Origin of the sequence: Streptomyces sp. BoleA5 (assembly GCF_000373665.1) — a bacterium.
In the GTDB taxonomy this organism is placed as follows: domain Bacteria; phylum Actinomycetota; class Actinomycetes; order Streptomycetales; family Streptomycetaceae; genus Actinacidiphila.
In genome coordinates this window covers 117,381-133,888 of sequence record NZ_KB892095.1, presented here as the reverse complement: position 1 = coordinate 133,888, position 16,508 = coordinate 117,381, and the positions used below count along the sequence as shown (strand labels likewise).

Sequence of the window (16,508 nt, the reverse complement as noted above, 5' to 3'; positions counted from 1 at the left end):
TCGTCGCACGTGCCCGACGGGCCTCCCGAGGCCGCGCCGGCCCCGACTCACGGCCGGGATCAGCGCCTACTGCTCCACGGCGTCGTGCTTCTCGGTGTCGGCTTCGAAGTAGACGTCTAGGATCGCGTCGAACTCATCGCTCCAGGACCGCAGTTGCCGGCGGCTGGGTGCGTCGGCCCACGCCTCGAACCAGCGGCGCTCGGACAGGTAGACCGTGACGCCGAAGCGGCGCCCCCACGTGGGGACGTCGACCTCGACCGCACGGATCTCCTTCCAGAGGAACTCGGCCTCGGTGTCGTCCAGCCGGAAGGTGAGGCCGCGCCGGTCCGCCCGGATGGCCCCCCTGCGGTCCGCCGCCTCGAACTCCCGCTTCTCGCCGGTGTCTTCGGTGGCTTCGTCGTCGTCGACTTCGTCAGCGTCGTCGTCATCATCGGTGGCGGTGACGGTGGCGGACTCATCCGCGGCCGTGGCGGGCGACGGCACGGTGCCGGTCGTCACGTCCGCCGCGGTGTCGGACGCGCTGCCGGTCCCGGAGGCCGCGGCCTTGGTCGTGTCGTCGTCATCCGGTTCCGGTACGAGGATGCCGGGGACGTATGCCGGATCTGTGCCGGCGGCCTGTACGAGCGGGATTTTCTGACCTCTGCTCTGTTCCACGGCGGGCAGTATGGCTGATCCGCCTGTGCGTGCGACACTCGCCCCGCTGTTCGGTGCGCGCGGGACCGTACGGGAAGCCGGCGCTGTGGTCACTCAGGACGGATGCGGCACGGCCATGGCGATCTCGCGGACGCGGTCCTGGGTGATTCCGGTGCGCTGTTCGACGGCGAGCGGATGGTCGGTGGGCTCCAGTTCCATCAAGGGCCGCGTGCCGACCGGCCGTGTGTGGGCGTTGGTCCTGGTGCCGTCGGCGCGGCATGCACGTCTCATGCTGCAGGCGAGATCCTTACCTTCGTGACCGGCCTCGCGGCCTCACTCGAACCGCGAGGTGTCTCCCGCGCCCCGCCGTACGATCTCCGCCACGCCGCCGGAGAAGTCGACCACCGTCGTCGGCTCGGTGCCGCAGTCCCCGGAGTCGACCACGGCATCCACCACGTGATCGAGCCGATCCTTGATCTCCCAGCCCTGAGTCATCGGCTCCTCCTCGTCAGGCAGCAGCAGTGTGCTGGACAGCAGCGGCTCGCCCATTTCGGCCAGCAGCGCCTGGGTGACCACATGGTCCGGGATGCGCACACCCACGGTCCTCTTCTTCGGGTGCAGCAGCTTGCGCGGCACCTCACGGGTGGCCGGGAGGATGAAGGTGTAGCTGCCGGGCGTGGACGCCTTCACGGCCCGGAACACGTCATTGTCCACCTGCACGAACTGGCCCAGCTGCGCGAAGTCCCGGCACATCAGCGTGAAGTGGTGCCGGTCGTCGAGGTGGCGGATCGAACGGATCCGGTCCATGCCGTCCCTGCTGCCCAGCCGGCAGCCCAGCGCGTAACAGGAGTCGGTGGGATACGCGATGAGTCCTCCCGACCGCACCGCGTCGGCGACCTGGGAGATGCTGCGCGGCTGGGGGTTCTCGGGGTGCACGTCGAAGTACTTCGCCATCTGCCGAGCTTATGCCGTACCCGGGTGCCGTACCCGCGGGGCCGCGCCCGTCGTCGCAACCACCGCTTCGGACACGGACAAGACCTGTCAGGTGAAACCTCGATGAGACGAACAGCCCAGTCGTCAATCTTCGGTGAGGCCGGTGCATCTCCGCTGGGACAGGACACGGCTCCGCAGGTCGAGGGGCCTTGCTCTGCGACAGTTGCCGATATATCGTTGAGGTATCGCGACCGTACGACGATGGAAGGAGCGTCATCATGCGTTCCCATGGAAACGGACACTTCGGACCCGGCCATCACGGCCGCGGCGACCATGAGCAGGAGGGGCGGCGCGCGGCGTTCGGCCCGTTCGGACCGCCGTTCGGCGGCGGGCCCTGGGGGCCCGGGCCGTGGCACGGCGGGCGGGGCGGCAGGGGAGGGCCGCGGGGCCGGGCGAGGCGCGGCGATGTGCGGGCCTCGATCCTGGCGCTGCTCGCCGACCGGCCCATGCACGGCTACGAGATGATCCAGGAGATCGCCGAGCGCAGCGGCGGCGCGTGGAAGCCGAGTCCCGGCTCGGTCTACCCGACACTGCAACTGCTCGAGGACGAGGGCCTGATCACCAGCGCGTCGGAGGGCGGCAAGAAGCTCTTCACGCTCACCGAGGCCGGCCGCAGCGAGGCCGAGGCGGGCGCCGACGCCCCCTGGGAGGAGGCCGGGCGCGGCATCGACTGGGAGGCCATGAACGAGATCCGCAAGGCGGGCGCCGGCCTGGTCGACGCCTTCCGGCAGGTCTGGGCGACCGGTACGCCCGAGCAGCGCGACAAGGCGCTGACGGTGGTCAACGAGGCCCGCAAGAAGCTCTATCTGATCCTCGCCGACGAGGACTGACCCCTTCGTACGCCGGTGGTCCGGGACGCACATGCGTCCCGGACCACCGGCGTCGTGATGCGGCGCCGCCGAGACGTCGTTCAAGGCGTGATCCGACCGCGCGAACCGGAGGCCGGGACGGCGAACGATCAAGCCGGCACACCCGGGGCCTACGGGCAGGCCTCACCGAACTTGACGGCCTTGAAGGCGACCGGCTGTCCCGTGAGCCCGCGTCCGGCGGCGGGCGACTGCGAGCACACCTTCCAGTTGCTCTCCACGAGGATGAAGCGGTCCTGCCCCGAGGCGTCCTGCACTGTGATGCCGGTCGCGGGGGTGAGCGTCGTGCGGGCCACCTTCAGTGACGTGCCGGTGAGGTCCGGCATCGTCGCTCCCGCAGAGGCGGGCGCCGAGGCGTCCTGGCCGGGACAGGACTCGTCGCGCTTGACGGCACCGAAGTCGACGGTGGCGGTGGTGGTCCGGCTGCCCGGGGCCGGGCGCTGGAAGCAGACCTTCCAGTCGCGGTCCCAGATCTGGTCGCGGCCCCGGCCCAGCGCGTCGTGCGAGTCCAGGCGGTAGAAGCCGAGCGACTGGGCCTTGTCCTGGGCGGCCTGCAGGCCCATGCCGGCGAACGAGGGCAGGTCGGCCGGTCCGGCCGTGGCGGGAGTGCTCGCGGGGGCCCGGCCGTCGCCGGTCGTGCCGTCGCCGGTCGTGTTGGCGCCGGCGGGATCGCAGGCCGTTGCGGCGGCGGCGAGGGCGGCGAGCGCTAGAGCGGCGGCGGCGCGGGCGATCTGCATGGGCGGGGCTCCCCTGTCGGTCCGTCGGCCCCTCATGGCCGGGGCAAGCACCACCGTACCGGGGCACAACGGATCAATGCCCCGTCATCCACCTATGGGTGACGCCTGATCAGGACCGCTCTCCCGGCACGCGGGGCGGCGGGCCTGCCCATGACGCCGGGCGGCATCGACGCTGCGGGAACTCCGCTGGGGCCGGGCGCGGGACGTACCCCTTCACGGTGGGGGAGAGAGTGCCGACGCGGTGCTGCGTCAGCGACGGGCGCCGCGAGGGTCACGCCACCCGCGGCCCCCGGCGCCCGGGTCGTCCCGTACGGTCCAGGGCTGCTCGACGAGACCGGCGAGCTTGCGCGGCGACTCTTTGAGGGCCACGGTGGCGGTGTCCTTGAGCTTGCCCGCCATGAGGGCGACGGCCGCGCCGTTGAAGGAGCCGTCGATGCGGACGTCGGTCCGGTCGCCGTCCGGCGTCAGGCTGTGGCGGGTGAGCAGGTTCACGGCCATCGGGCCCCTGTCGGCGATCTCGAACCCGCGGCCGGGGTCCAGCGCCGTGACCTCCCATTTCACCTCGGCCGGGGTCCGTCGGCTTCATGTTCTCCCGGTACGTCGCGCCCGCCTCCAGCGGCTCGGGACCGCCGTCGACCTCGGCCATACGGTGCACTCCCTCGCGTCGGCGGGTGAGCGGAACGTAACCGCCGCGACCGGAGGTTTCACTACTGATGTACCGTCAGGACTGGTGGGCACGGGTACGCGGTGCCGGACGCGGAGGTGCCGCCCCGGCCCGTCGTGGGGGCGGGGCGGCACCGGGATCCCGTCGCCCGGGTCAGGGACGGACGACGAGCTGGAAGGACTGCGCGGCCGAGCCGTCGCAGGTGCGCTGGACCAGCTGGGTGCCGCTCGGGTCGCCGGTGGGGGCGGTGAGGCACTTGCCGCTGTGGCGGGCGGTGAAGTGGTAGCGGCCGCCGGACTCGGCGACGGCCTTCCACTGCTGGTTGCCGCCGCCGCCGTACGTCCAGAGCTGGAGTGCGGCGTTGTCGGCGGTGGATACGTCCGTGACGTCCACGGCCTTCGTGGTGTCGTTGCGGGCGGCCAGGCGCCGGTAGCCGCTGTCGGTGGACAGCACGCGGAAGTCCTGCGCGGTGGTGGAGTTGCAGGTGTACTGCTGGATCGCGGTGCCGTTGGCCGTGCCGGCGGCGCGGGCGTCCACGCAGCGGCCGCTGCCGGCGTTGACCAGGGAGTACCAGGAGGTCTCGGATATCGGGTCGGTCGGGTCGGGGTCACCCGTGGAGCCGGTGCCGAGCCACTTGAGTCCGTCGAGGAGGAAGGTGTTCTGGGTGGTGCTGGCGAAGGTCGACGACAGGCCGGTGTTCGTGTCGTAGTTCATCGCGTTGTGGCCGAAGTTGGCGTACAGCATGCGGTACTTGGTGTTGGTCCACAGGATCGGGTAGTAGCCGCTGTACCACGACTGCCCGGGGTCGGTGCCCAGCGGGAAGCTGACCGGGTCGACGGACGCCAGGATGTCGATGTCCGGGTTGGCGCGCAGGTCGTTGCTCCAGCCGTACCACTCGCTCACCGACGAGGTGAACGTCGCCGGCAGGTGCGAGGTGGAGGGGTGGGTGCGGTCCTCGACGCGCAGGGTGGCGGTCGTGGGGCCCCAGGTGTTGGAGCGGAAGTTCCCGCTGCCGAGGAACTGGTTGTAGTACCAGGGCCAGCTCTGCGCGTTGTCCGTCCAGGCCGAGACGTGGAAGCCCATCCAGCCGCCGCCACCGCGCATGTACGCCTCGAAGCCGGCGCGCTGGGCGGCGCTTGTCGGGGCGTCGTCCAGGAACAGGACGACCTGGTACTGCCTGAGCGCGCTCGCGTCGGTCAGCAGGTTCCAGTTGGTCGTCGAGGTGTACGTGAAGCCGTTGGCGGCCCCGGCCTGCGGGAACCACTGGTTGGCTTCCTTGACGAAGTCGATGTGGGCCGCGTCCCAGGTGCCGTTGTAGAACGCCAGCACCTTGAAGGGGGTGGCGGCGGGGGCGGCCGTGGCGGGAGCGGCGACGGCTCCGACGAGGACGGCGAGCAGCAGTAACAGGCGGGCGGCGACGCGCCTGGCGGCGGTCGTGGCACGGGTCATGGGGGGAGGTCCTTCCCGGTCGGCGGGCGCGTGTGGGGGGCGCCGGTGGGGGAGCGGAGAGGGGGGAGACGTGGGGAGAGGTGGTGGGGGGAGGCGGTGGGGAGGCCTTCTTCAACTCGTGATTTAAGGAGTGAAGGAAGGGTGCAGTCAAGACTTTGGTACAGACCAGTAATGTCCGCGCAGGTGGCCTCCGTTGATCGGCGGTTCCGGACGAGGGGTCCGGGGGTGCGGACCGGGCACGGCGGTCCGGCGGAGGGGGCGCGTTCAAGTGTTGTCCGGCCCGGATCCGGCGGAACTGCCGGCCATGGGGTTCCGTACCGGTCGCCAACTGCGCGGATGCCCCTGCCCGCCGATGAGCTCAGGCCCTGCCACGCATCCGGCGGCCTTCGGAATCCGTAGCGCGACCTCTTGACGTGTCCGCTGCAGAAGCCTAACTTCACGCCGTGAAGAAAGGTCGTTCCGGCCTTTGAGCCGCTGTCGCACGGCCGGGCGCGTGCGCCCGGCGACCCCCACCCCCCACCTCCACCATGCCCGGTCACGCCGCCGCACGCTTCGGCATGCCCGCTCCCACCCCCCACGGCGCCGCGCCCCGCGCGGCAACAGGAGTCATCCATGAGAACCCTCGGAGCGCCGCCCCGCGGCGCCACCGGACGCGGCCGGGTCCGGCGCCGCGTCGTACCGCTCGCGCTCGGCGCACTCCTGGCCTCGGGGCTGTCCGCCGTCGTGCTGACCGCCCCGCAGGCCCAGGCCGCGAGCCTCCCCACCGGCTGGGTGACCGTCGCCGCCAAGCACAGCGGCAAGTGCGTCGACGCCGCCGCCGCGGGCACCGCCGACGGCACCGCGGTCCAGCAGTACGCGTGCAACGGCACCACCGCGCAGCAGTGGCAGTTCCAGCCCACCAGCGACGGCTACGTCCGCGTCAACAACCGCAACGACGCGAGCAAGGCCTGGGACGTCACCGACGTCTCCGTGGCGGACGCCGCACCGGTCCAGCTCTGGTCGTACTCGAACGGCGCCAACCAGCAGTGGCTGCCGGTCGAGGAGGCCGGCGGGACCTACCACTTCGTGAACCGCAACAGCGGCAAGTGCCTCGACGTGCCCGCCGCGTCGGCCGCCGACGGCGCCCGCATCCAGCAGTACACCTGCAACGGCACGAGCGCGCAGTCCTTCAGCCTGGGCTCCACCGACTCCCCGCAGAACCCGCCGGGCACCCCCGACTTCGGCCCGAACGTCTCGGTCTTCGACCCGTCGATGTCCTCGGCCGCGATCCAGGGCCGGCTCAACCAGGTCTTCGGGCAGCAGGAGTCCAACCAGTTCGGTGCCCAGCGGTACGCCCTGCTCTTCAAGCCCGGCAGCTACGACGTCGACGCCAACGTCGGCTTCTACACGCAGGTCGCGGGCCTGGGCCTGTCGCCGGACGACGTGACGATCAACGGCGCGGTGCACGCCGAGGCCGACTGGTTCCAGGGCAACGCCACCCAGAACTTCTGGCGCTCGGCGGAGAACCTCTCCGTCAACCCCTCCGGCGGTACCGACCGCTGGGCGGTCTCGCAGGCGGCCCCGTACCGCCGGATGCACGTCCGCGGCAACCTGCAGCTGGACGACGGCGGCTGGTCCAGCGGCGGCCTGATCGCCGACTCCAAGATCGACGGCCAGGTGCGCTCCGGCTCGCAGCAGCAGTGGCTGTCGCGGAACAGCCAGTGGGGCAGCTGGACGGGCTCGAACTGGAACATGGTCTTCGTCGGTGACGTCAACGCGCCCTCGAACAGCTTCCCGAACCCGCCCTACACCACCGTCGCGCAGTCCCCGGTGACCCGTGAGAAGCCGTTCCTGTACGTGGACTCGGCCGGCGCCTACAAGGTCTTCGTACCGTCGCTGCGCACCAACACCCAGGGCACGACCTGGGCGGGCGGCAACCCGGCGGGCAGCTCGCTGCCGATCGACCAGTTCTTCATCGTCAAGCCCGGAGCGACCGCCACCGACATCAACGGCGCGCTCGCCCAGGGGAAGAACCTGCTGTTCACGCCCGGCGTCTATCACCTCAACCAGACGCTGAACGTCAACCGCGCCGGCACCGTCGTGCTCGGTCTGGGTCTCGCGACCGTGATCCCGGACAACGGCATCACCGCGGTGAACGTCGCGGACGTCGACGGCGTGAAGATCGCCGGACTGCTCATCGACGCGGGCACCGCCAACTCGCAGACGCTGATGCAGGTCGGCCCCGCCGGATCGTCCGCGCGGCACACCGCGGACCCGACCTCGCTGCACGACGTCTTCTTCCGCATCGGCGGCGCGGGCGTCGGCAAGGCCTCCCAGAGCCTGGTGGTCAACAGCTCGGACGTCATCGGCGACCACATGTGGCTGTGGCGGGCCGACCACGGCAGCGGGGTGGGCTGGAACAGCAACACCGCCGCCAACGGCCTGATCGTCAACGGCACGAACGTGACGATGTACGGGCTGTTCGTGGAGCACTACCAGCAGCACCAGGTGATCTGGAACGGCAACGGCGGCCGTACGTACTTCTTCCAGAACGAGATGCCGTACGACCCGCCCAACCAGTCCGCCTGGATGAACGGCTCCACGCGCGGCTACGACGCCTACAAGGTCAGCCCGTCGGTGACCGGTCACGAGGCCTGGGGCCTGGGCAGCTACTGCTACTTCAACGTCAACCCGTCCGTCGTCGCCGACCGGGCCTTCGAGGTGCCCGCGGTGTCGGGGGTCCGCTTCCACAACATGGTGACGGTCTCGCTCGGCGGAACGGGCACGATCAGCCACGTCATCAACAACAGCGGAGGCCCGTCCAACTCCGCGAACAACGTGGCCAACCTCGTCTCCGGTCCCTGACCCCGGCCGGACGACACCAGGCGGGGCCGCCGCCGTCCGCACGGTGGGCGGCGGCGACCCCGCCACCAGGCATGCCCGCAGGCCCGCCGGCGGTCGTCGCGGCGCCCAACGCACCGATGACGCCGGGGTCTTGACGCGGGGCTGGTCTGGTCCATAGCGTCTGCGGCCATCAGCTGTTCATGTAGTGAGGCGATTTTCACCTACATGAACGGCTGCCTCGATCCCCCCACCCCTGGTGCCACCCCCCCCGCTCACCTCGGTACCACCCCCTCAACGGCTTGCCCCCCACGACGCGCACCCCGGGTGCGCACACGAAGGAGCCGTCCCGTGCTGAAATCCGCCGTCAGAGCCCTCACCGCGGCCCCCGCCGTCCTCGCCATGGCCGCCACCGCCGTCGTCGCCACCGGCGGCTCCGCGAGCGCCGCCGCCAACCCCGGCCCGGGCTTCCCCGCCCACTACGCCGCGCCCTACGTCGAGACCTGGAACTCGCCCTCGGCGATGACCAACGTGCGCAACGCGACGGGCCTGAAGTACTTCACGCTCGCCTTCGTCATCGACGGCGGCGGCTGCAACGCCATGTTCAACGGCGACACGCCTGTGACCGACGCCGGCTGGACCTCCGCGGTCAACTCCGTGCGGGCCGCCGGCGGCGACGTCATCGTCTCCTTCGGCGGCGCCTCCGGCACCGAGATCGGCCTGTCCTGTACGAGCGTGTCCACGCTCAAGGCCCAGTACAAGAAGGTCGTCGACGCCCTCAACCTCACCCGCGTCGACCTCGACGTCGAAGGCAGCGCGATCGCCGACACCGCCGCCAACGACCGCCGCAACAAGGCGCTCGCCCAGCTCCAGCAGGAGTACGCGGCGGCCGGGCGCAAGCTCGACGTCCAGTACACCCTGCCGGCCATGCCCAGCGGACTGGACGACAACGGCACGAAGCTGCTCTCCAACGCCAAGAGCAACGGGCTGAACGTCAACCTCGTCAACATCATGACGATGGACTACTACGACGGGACCCGCGACATGGGCAAGGCGGCCACCGACGCCGCCACCGCCCTGCGCGGCCAGCTCGGCGCCATCTGGCCGGAGAAGTCCGACGCCCAGCTGTGGGCGATGGAGGGCAACACCCCGATGATCGGGGTCAACGACGACACCAGCGAGATCTTCACCACCGGCAACGCCTCCACGCTCGCCGGATTCGCCAAGTCCAAGGGCATCCAGGAACTCGCCTTCTGGGCGCTCGGCCGCGACAAGGCGTGCGCCACCAACGGGCAGCTCTCCGACAGCTGCAGCGGCACCCCGCAGAGCGCCTGGCAGTTCTCCTCCGTCTTCAACACCGTGACCGGCGGGGGCACCACCCCGCCGCCCACCGGCTCCACCGGCCAGATCACCGGCCTCGGCGGCAAGTGCGTCGACGTCGCCGCCGCGAGCAGCGCCAACGGCACCGCCGTCCAGATGTACGACTGCAACGGCACCACCGCGCAGCAGTGGACGGTCGGCACCGACGGCACCGTGCGCGCCCTCGGCAAGTGCATGGACCTCACCGCCGCCGGCACCGCCAACGGCACCAAGGTCCAGCTGTACGACTGCAACGGCACCGGCGCCCAGGCCTGGCAGCCCGGCAGCGGGGACACCCTGGTGAACCCCGCCTCCGGCAAGTGCCTGGACGTCACCGACAAGTCCACCGCCAACGGCGCGCGGCTGCAGATCTGGACCTGCGCCGGCGGCACCAACCAGCAGTTCCACCTTCCGGCCTGACGGGTCCCACCGCCGCCGCCCGGCGCACCGCGGAACCGCGGTGCGCCGGGCGGCCGCATGCCAGGATCGTTGCGTGACCGACGACCAGGCCCCCGTGACCGCCGACGCCCTCCGGGAGCGCATGCGCTCCGCGCCCGTCCTCGCCGGGCCCCTTCCCTCCTTCGACCCCGACGGCGCGGGTCCGGAACCGGGGCCGCTGTTCGCCCGCTGGCTCGCGTACGCGCTGGACGACGGCGTCCCGGAGCCGCACGTGATGACCCTCAGCACTGCGGACGCCGGCGGCCGGCCCTCCGCGCGGATGCTCATGCTGCGCGGCGTCGACCTCGACCGCCCCGCCTTCGCCTTCGCCTCGGACGCGGCCAGCCGCAAGGGCCGCGACCTGGCGGAGCGCCCCTGGGCAGCCCTCACCTGGTACTGGCCGCGGCACGGCCGGCAGATCCGGGTGACCGGACCGGTGGAGACCCTGGGCCGCGACGCCACCCGCCGCGACTTCCTCGGCCGCCGTGAAGCCTCCCGGGTGGCCGGCTTCACGGGCGTGACGAGTGCCCCGCTGGAGGACCGTGCGGCGTACGAGGAGGCGCGCCGCCGGGCCGCCGGGCACGTCGCCGCCCACCCCGACGACGTCCCCGAGGGCCACACCGTCTACCGCCTCGCCGCCGAGGAGGCCGAGTTCTGGCAGGCCGCCCCCGACCAGGGCCACGTCCGCCTGCGCTACACCCGCGACCCCGCCGTCCCCGGGGGCTGGACGCGCACGCTGCTCTGGCCCTGAGGCCTCACCGCAGGTGCCGCACGCCCGCGGGAGTGGCGGCGGCGCGCACGCGGGCGGCGTCCTGCCCGGGCGGGGCGCGGTGGAGGACGCCGGCGCGGGGACCGTGCTCACCGCCGTCGAAGCGCCCGGCTGGAGCCCGGACGCAGCCGCGGCCCTGCGCGCGGCCGCCGGCCACGCCGCGGAACGGGGCGCGCCGCGGGCCGGCGGCACGGACCTGCTGGCCGCGCTCGTCGCCGACCAGGGGAGCCGGGCGGCGCAGGTGCTGAGGTCGGCGGGGGTCGAACCGCAGGTCCCGGCCGTGCGGCCACCCCTGCCGCGCGGCGAGAACGACAGCCGCTACCGGGATGACGGTCCTGTCGCGAGCTGACATCATGGCCCGATGCATGTGTCTCAGGGGAGGAACGCCGGGCTCTGGCTCGCGCTGGTTTCCGCGTTCGCGTTCGGCGGTTCGGGGGTGGCGGCCAAGCCGCTGATCGAGGCGGGGCTCGACCCGCTGCATGTGGTGTGGCTGCGCGTGACCGGCGCCACGCTCATCATGCTCCCCGTGGTGCTGCGGCACCGGGCGCTCCTGCTGCGCCGCCCCGGCCTGCTGCTCGGCTTCGGGCTGCTCGGTGTCGCCGGTGTCCAGACGCTCTACTTCGCGGCGATATCCCGCGTCCCGGTCGGCGTCGCGATCCTCGTGGAGTTCCTCGGCCCGGCGCTGCTGCTCGGCTGGGTGCGCTTCGTCCAGCGCAAGGCGGTCAGCAAGGCCGCCGCGATCGGTGTCGTGCTCGCCGTCGGCGGCATGGCCGCGGTGGTCGAGGTGTGGTCCGGGCTCGCCTTCGACCCGCTGGGCCTGGCGCTCGCCTTCGGCGCCGCCTGCTGCCAGGTCAGCTACTTCGTGCTGGCCGACCACGGCAGCGACGGCGACGACGCCCCGGACCCGGTCGCCGTCATCGCGTACGGCCTGGCCATCGGCGCCGTCGTGCTGACCGCGGTCTCCCGCCCCTGGTCGATGGACTGGTCGGTGCTCACGCGGCAGGCGGCGCTCGGCGAGACGGACGTGCCCGCGGTCCTGCTCGTCGGCTGGGTCGTGCTGGTGGCCACCGTGCTCGCGTACCTGACCGGCGTGGTCGCCGTACGCCGGCTGTCACCGCAGGTGGCCGGCGTCGTCGCGTGCCTGGAAGCGGTGGTCGGCACCGTCTTCGCATGGGTGCTGCTCGGCGAACACCTCGGCACGCCGCAGATCATCGGCGGCACGCTCGTACTGGCGGGCGCGTTCGTCGCCCAGACCGCCAAGAAGCGGGGCCCGACGACGGTCGTGGCCTCGGGCAGCCCCGTCGGCACCGGCACCGCCGCGCCTGCCAGGCCGGTGTCCGGCGTGGGGCAGTAGCGCCGGCAGTTCGGCTGTCCCGCCGTCTCGCGCCCTGCGGGCGCACAGCGCCGGCGTCGCCCGCCCACCGGCGTCACCACGCCCGACCGACGACTGTCTCGCGTCCCCCTACAACCCTTTCCTCTCACGGCGTGTCAAAGACGGTGCCGGAGAAGGAAACGGGCTCTTTCCGGATACCCCCGCACCGCCCGGTCGTTTTTGAGCGAAGGAGCCGCTCATGCGCAAGAACCGCTCGGCTGCGGTCACCGCGGCGTCATTTCTCCTCATCACGGGCGCGGCCATCGCCTCCGCGCCCGCCTCCGTCGCCGGGACCCCCGGCGGCACCCACGCGAGCGATCGCAACCGGGACTTCAACGGCGACGGGTACGAGGACGTGCTGACCGGCGCGCCCGGCGCCACGGTCGGCGGCCGTTCCGGCGCCGGTGCCGTCACCGTGCAGTACGGCGGCCCCAAGGGGGTCACCACCAGCGCCGGTGTCTTCAGCCAGAACACCTCCGGCGTGCCCGGCGCCGCCGAGACCGGCGACGCCTTCGGCCAGGCCGTGGCCAGCGGGGACCTCGACGGGGACGGGTACGACGACGCCGTCGTCGGCGTCCCCGGCGAGGACCTGGGCGGCGTCGGCGCCGACGCGGGGGGCGTCGTGGTCCTGTGGGGCTCGGCGAAGGGGCTGTCCGGCACCGCGAGCGACTGGCTGCAGTCCGTCAGCGCCATGAAGGGCGACCGGTTCGGCAGCGCCCTGGCCGCCGGGCACTTCACCACCTACGTCCCGGGTGACCTGCTCGCCGTGATCGACAAGGTGGGGCTGTCGATCTTCCAGTACGAGTCCGTGCCGCAGGCCGCCGCCCGCAAGGGCGGGGACGCGGGGACCTTCACGCCCTTCAAGGACCGGCGGCGCACGCCGCTCGCCCGGCAGGCGGAGGGGCCCGGCATCGCGCCCACGTCGCTGACCACCGGGGACTACGACGACAACGGCCTGGCCGACCTCGTCGTCTCCGGTGTCAGCCTGGGGAACGAGCCGGGCCACGGCTGGTCGTACGTCATCCTGAGCGACGACATCGATCCGCTGCCCGTCACCGCCCTGCGCGGTGGACCCGTCGTCGCCTCCGGCGACATCAACGGCGACGGTTTCGACGACCTCGTCACCGGCGAGCCGCAGAGCCCCGACGACGGCGGCGAGTTCGTGAACGGTGGCCTGGTGGGCGTCTACCACGGCAGCCGGGACGGGCTGGTGGGCCAGGAGGGACCGGGCACCCCGCCGTACTGGTGGACGCAGGACAACCCCGGTGTGCCGGGCGTCGCCGAGCGCGGCGACGGCTTCGGCGCCGACCTCTCCGTCGGCGACGTCAACCGCGACGGGTACGCCGACGTGGCGATCGGCTCCCCCGGAGAGGACATCGGCAGCGTCGCCGACGCGGGGGCCGTGTGGGTGCTGCGCGGTTCGGCGCGGGGTCTGACCGCCGCCGGTGTCCTGGACGTCAACCAGAACACCGCCGGCGTCCCGGGCACCGCCGAGAAGGCCGACAAGTTCGGCGCCCAGGTCTCCTTCACCGACCCCAACCGCGACGGCTACTACGGTCTGCTCGCCGCGGCACCGGGGGAGAACACCAACGACGGTGTGGTGTGGGTGTTCTCGGCCGGCTCCGGTGGCCTCAAGCTGCCGGGGAGCTGGACGTACGGCGGCGGCTCGCTCGGCGCGCCCTACCAGAACGCCCGGTACGGCGCGGCGATGGACGACTAGCCCGGCTGTCCGAGGCGGCGCAACTGCTGGGTCCGGGCGGCGTCGTCGCCCGGACCTCCCCGTTCGGCCAGCAGGCCGGTCACCCGCCGCTGCGTCTCGAGCGGCCGGTTCCCGCCGAACTTGAACTTGGCGCGGACGTCGGCGACCTCCAGCCGCAGCCCGCGGATGCCGGGCAGCATCCGGCCGAACGGCGCCTGGCCGGGGACGACGGGGGCGTGGTCGCCGCGCGGCTGGAAGTGGGCGAGCTGCCGGTGCAGGAGGTCCGCCTTCTCCTGCGGGTCGTCCACGAGGTGGGCCACGCAGAGCAGTTGCACGACGGCGTAGTAGCTGGTGGGCGTGCCGTGCTCGGGCGGGGTGCCCTCGGGGGCGTGCCAGGCGCCGGGGATGAAGGCGTGGTCGCCGGCGACGCTGAGCGTCACCCGGGGGTGGGCCTCGATCGCGTTCCAGAGCGGGTTGGGCCGGGCGAGGTGGGTGACCGCCTCACGCCGTGCGGCGTCATAGGCGAAGTGCACCGGCTGGACCAACGGGGGTTCGCCGCCGAGTCCGTTGACGGCGAGCTGGCCGAAGTCGTGCTCGGCCAGCCAGTCCTGCCACTCGGCCTCGTCGACGGGGGCGTCCCAGGGGTGGACGAGCATGCGCGGGCTCCCTTCAGCGCGTGGTGAGGTAGCCCGGGGCGGCGATCGACGGGTCGAGGTCGTCCGCGGGTTCGGGTGTTCCGTAGGCGCGGGTGACGGGCAGCACTCCCGTCCAGTGGGGGAGCGCCAGGTCCTCGGGGTCGTCGCCGGGGCCGCCGGTGCGCACCTTGGCCGAGACCTCGTGCAGGTCGAGGGCGATGACGGCGGTGGCGGCCAGTTCCTTGGCGTTGGCCGGGCGGGAGTCGGCGACCCGGCCGGGCACGATGTGCTCGACCAGGGCGTCCAGGGCGGCGGAGCGCTCGGCGGGGTCGGTGACCTGGCGGGCCACGCCGTGCACCACCACGGAGCGGTAGTTGATGGTGTGGTGGAAGGCGGAACGGGCCAGCACGAGCCCGTCCAGGTGCGTCACGGTCAGGCAGACCGGGAGCCCGGTGTCCTCGCCGGCGCCGCGCAACGGACGGGAGCCGGTGGAGCCGTGCACGTAGAGCCGCTCGCCGACGCGGGCGTAGAGGGTCGGCAGCACGACCGGCGCCCCGTCGCGGACGAAGCCGAGGTGGCAGAGGTAGTCCGCGTCGAGGATCGCGTGCACCAGCTCGCGGTCGTACGAGGCGCGCTCGCGGCTGCGGGTGGGGACGGTGCGGTCGGTGGGAGCGTACGCGTCGGCAGCGGAGGGCGTGGCGGACATGGCACGATCCTTTGCACTAGTGCATAATGCTGTTTGTGCTAGGAGAGTATACGTTCACCGGCCGGGGCGCAGCGGACATCGCGGCGAGCGTCGAACGGGCCATCGGCGAGGGCGCGCTCGCCCCCGGCGCCGCGCTGCCGCCGCTGCGGGAGCTCGCCGCCGGACTCGGCGTCAACCCCAACACCGTCGCCGCCGCCTACCGCCTGCTGCGCGACCGCGGCGTCATCGAGACCGCGGGCCGCCGCGGCAGCCGGGTGCGGCGGCGGCCGGCGACCACGGCGCGCGACGAGATCCGCCCGGAGGTGCCGCCCGGGGTGCGGGACCTGTCCACCGGCAATCCGGACACCGCGCTGCTGCCACCGCTCGCGGAGGCGCTGGCCGAGGCCGCGGCGCGCAACGCACGGCAGCCCATGCTGTACGGGCACGCCCCGGTCGAGGAGGAGCTCGCGGCCCTGGCGCGGGCCGCCTTCGACGCCGACGGGGTGCCGGCCGGGCCGGTCGGGCTCACCTCCGGTTCCCTCGACGCCATGGAACGCGCGCTCACCGCCCACCTGCGGCCGGGGGACGCGGTGGCGGTGGAGGACCCGGGGTGGGGCAGCGTCTTCGACCTCGTCCCGGCCCTCGGGCTGCGCGCCGTCCCGGTGGGCGTGGACGACGACGGGCCGCTCCCGCACGACGTCGACGCCGCCCTCCGGCGGGGCGCGCGGGCGCTGATCGTCACCGACCGCGGGCAGAACCCGACCGGCGCCACGCTCTCCGCGGCGCGCGCCGGCGAACTGCGCACGGTCCTGGGGGGCCACCCGCGGGTGCTCGTCATCGACGACGACCATGTGAACGGACTGACCGAGCTGCCCCTGCATCCGCTCGCCGGCAGCACCCCGCACTGGATGCTGGTCCGCTCCACCGCCAAGGCCTACGGCCCCGACCTGCGGCTGGCCGTGCTCACCGGCGACCCGGTCACCGTCGACCGGGTCCGCGGCCGCTACCGGCTGGGGCCCGGCTGGGTCAGCCATCTGCTGCAGCACACCGTCGCCCACCTCTGGCGCACCGGTGCGGTCGACGTCCCGGCCGTCTCCGCCGCCTACGCCGCGCGCCGCGACGCGCTGGTGCGGGCGCTGGCCGACCGGGGCGTCGCGGCGCACGGCCGCAGCGGCATGAACGTCTGGGTCCCGGTGCCGGACGAGACCGCGGCCGTCGCCCGGCTCCTGCAGTCGGGCTGGGCCGTGGCGCCCGGCGCGCGCTTCCGGCTGGACTCCCCGCCGGGCATCCGCGTGACCGTCTCGCCGGTCACGGTGGACGAGGTCCCGGCCCTGGCCGAGGCGGTCGCCGGCGCGGTCCGCCCGCTCCGCGCGGGGCGCTTCGGCTGAC

The 16,508-nt window shown here is 72.8% G+C and carries 14 protein-coding genes and 2 pseudogenes; 8 read left to right on the top strand and 8 right to left on the bottom strand.

Features of this window, described 5'->3' with window-relative positions; all coding sequences use genetic code 11:
* Positions 1–66: 66 nt before the first annotated feature.
* From B085_RS42060 to B085_RS0111170, 3 genes and pseudogenes are all read right to left on the bottom strand, one after another.
* Positions 67–654 (bottom strand): hypothetical protein, encoded by a 588-nt coding sequence (locus tag B085_RS42060; protein ID WP_018558659.1) that lies wholly within the window; start codon positions 652–654, stop codon positions 67–69.
* A gap of 93 nt (positions 655–747) precedes the next feature.
* Positions 748–894, bottom strand: a pseudogene (locus B085_RS48535) (DUF2199 domain-containing protein); the annotation flags it as partial.
* A gap of 72 nt (positions 895–966) precedes the next feature.
* Positions 967–1,587: an L-threonylcarbamoyladenylate synthase gene (locus tag B085_RS0111170; RefSeq protein ID WP_018558657.1), complete on the bottom strand. Its 621-nt coding sequence runs from the start codon at positions 1,585–1,587 to the stop codon at positions 967–969.
* Between the two features lie 257 nt (positions 1,588–1,844).
* Between B085_RS0111170 and B085_RS42055 the strand changes: the two genes are divergently transcribed.
* Entirely contained in the window at positions 1,845–2,456 is a 612-nt protein-coding gene (locus B085_RS42055; RefSeq protein WP_026250922.1) for a PadR family transcriptional regulator, read from the top strand.
* A gap of 149 nt (positions 2,457–2,605) precedes the next feature.
* On the opposite strand, the gene B085_RS0111160 is transcribed toward B085_RS42055, so the two are convergent.
* The 3 genes and pseudogenes from B085_RS0111160 to B085_RS0111150 form a co-directional block, all read right to left on the bottom strand.
* Positions 2,606–3,229, bottom strand: coding sequence for a PASTA domain-containing protein (locus B085_RS0111160; protein ID WP_018558655.1), 624 nt, complete (start codon positions 3,227–3,229; stop codon positions 2,606–2,608).
* A gap of 327 nt (positions 3,230–3,556) precedes the next feature.
* Positions 3,557–3,860: pseudogene (locus tag B085_RS42050) on the bottom strand (SRPBCC family protein); the annotation flags it as partial.
* Between the two features lie 186 nt (positions 3,861–4,046).
* Positions 4,047–5,342 (bottom strand): ThuA domain-containing protein, encoded by a 1,296-nt coding sequence (locus B085_RS0111150; protein ID WP_018558653.1) that lies wholly within the window; start codon positions 5,340–5,342, stop codon positions 4,047–4,049.
* Between the two features lie 612 nt (positions 5,343–5,954).
* On the opposite strand from B085_RS0111150, the gene B085_RS0111145 reads away from it, so the two are divergent.
* The 6 genes from B085_RS0111145 to B085_RS0111120 all read left to right on the top strand — a co-directional run bounded on the left by B085_RS0111145 (position 5,955) and on the right by B085_RS0111120 (position 13,820).
* Positions 5,955–8,186 (top strand): RICIN domain-containing protein, encoded by a 2,232-nt coding sequence (locus B085_RS0111145; RefSeq protein WP_018558652.1) that lies wholly within the window; start codon positions 5,955–5,957, stop codon positions 8,184–8,186.
* Positions 8,187–8,513: 327 nt separating this feature from the next.
* Positions 8,514–9,941, top strand: coding sequence for a chitinase (locus B085_RS0111140; protein WP_026250921.1), 1,428 nt, complete (start codon positions 8,514–8,516; stop codon positions 9,939–9,941).
* 73 nt (positions 9,942–10,014) lie between these two features.
* On the top strand, positions 10,015–10,710 hold the full coding sequence (locus tag B085_RS0111135) for a pyridoxine/pyridoxamine 5'-phosphate oxidase (RefSeq protein ID WP_018558651.1): 696 nt from the start codon (positions 10,015–10,017) through the stop codon (positions 10,708–10,710).
* Between the two features lie 13 nt (positions 10,711–10,723).
* Complete coding sequence (locus tag B085_RS48105) at positions 10,724–11,077, top strand: hypothetical protein (protein ID WP_018558650.1); 354 nt, start codon at positions 10,724–10,726, stop codon at positions 11,075–11,077.
* A 12-nt stretch (positions 11,078–11,089) separates the two neighbouring features.
* A complete protein-coding gene (locus B085_RS0111125; RefSeq protein ID WP_018558649.1) occupies positions 11,090–12,082 on the top strand; it encodes an EamA family transporter in 993 nt (330 codons plus the stop codon).
* 217 nt (positions 12,083–12,299) lie between these two features.
* The gene (locus tag B085_RS0111120; protein ID WP_018558648.1) at positions 12,300–13,820 is read left to right on the top strand and encodes an FG-GAP repeat protein; all 1,521 of its coding nucleotides are present in this window, start codon (positions 12,300–12,302) and stop codon (positions 13,818–13,820) included.
* Here the strand turns inward: B085_RS0111120 and B085_RS0111115 are convergent.
* Both B085_RS0111115 and B085_RS0111110 read right to left on the bottom strand, forming a co-directional pair.
* Positions 13,817–14,455, bottom strand: coding sequence for an FMN-binding negative transcriptional regulator (locus B085_RS0111115; RefSeq protein WP_018558647.1), 639 nt, complete (start codon positions 14,453–14,455; stop codon positions 13,817–13,819). The two genes, B085_RS0111120 and B085_RS0111115, sit on opposite strands and share 4 nt — an antisense overlap.
* Positions 14,456–14,468: 13 nt before the next feature.
* Positions 14,469–15,140 (bottom strand): pyridoxamine 5'-phosphate oxidase family protein, encoded by a 672-nt coding sequence (locus B085_RS0111110; protein WP_018558646.1) that lies wholly within the window; start codon positions 15,138–15,140, stop codon positions 14,469–14,471.
* A gap of 26 nt (positions 15,141–15,166) precedes the next feature.
* Here B085_RS0111110 and B085_RS0111105 point away from each other — a divergent pair, with 26 nt between their 5' ends.
* Entirely contained in the window at positions 15,167–16,507 is a 1,341-nt protein-coding gene (locus B085_RS0111105; RefSeq protein ID WP_018558645.1) for an aminotransferase class I/II-fold pyridoxal phosphate-dependent enzyme, read from the top strand.
* Position 16,508 lies beyond the last annotated feature (1 nt).

Excerpts from the sequence above, each read along its gene's own strand:
- B085_RS0111170 (WP_018558657.1), bottom strand. The coding sequence starts at position 1,587 with ATGGCGAAGTACTTCGACGTGCACCCCGAGAACCCCCAGCCGCGCAGC.
- B085_RS42055 (WP_026250922.1), top strand. The coding sequence starts at position 1,845 with ATGCGTTCCCATGGAAACGGACACTTCGGACCCGGCCATCACGGCCGC.
- B085_RS0111160 (WP_018558655.1), bottom strand. The coding sequence starts at position 3,229 with ATGCAGATCGCCCGCGCCGCCGCCGCTCTAGCGCTCGCCGCCCTCGCC.
- B085_RS0111150 (WP_018558653.1), bottom strand. The coding sequence starts at position 5,342 with ATGACCCGTGCCACGACCGCCGCCAGGCGCGTCGCCGCCCGCCTGTTA.
- B085_RS0111145 (WP_018558652.1), top strand. The coding sequence starts at position 5,955 with ATGAGAACCCTCGGAGCGCCGCCCCGCGGCGCCACCGGACGCGGCCGG.
- B085_RS0111125 (WP_018558649.1), top strand. The coding sequence starts at position 11,090 with ATGCATGTGTCTCAGGGGAGGAACGCCGGGCTCTGGCTCGCGCTGGTT.
- B085_RS0111120 (WP_018558648.1), top strand. The coding sequence starts at position 12,300 with ATGCGCAAGAACCGCTCGGCTGCGGTCACCGCGGCGTCATTTCTCCTC.
- B085_RS0111115 (WP_018558647.1), bottom strand. The coding sequence starts at position 14,455 with ATGCTCGTCCACCCCTGGGACGCCCCCGTCGACGAGGCCGAGTGGCAG.
- B085_RS0111110 (WP_018558646.1), bottom strand. The coding sequence starts at position 15,140 with ATGTCCGCCACGCCCTCCGCTGCCGACGCGTACGCTCCCACCGACCGC.
- B085_RS0111105 (WP_018558645.1), top strand. The coding sequence starts at position 15,167 with ATGCTGTTTGTGCTAGGAGAGTATACGTTCACCGGCCGGGGCGCAGCG.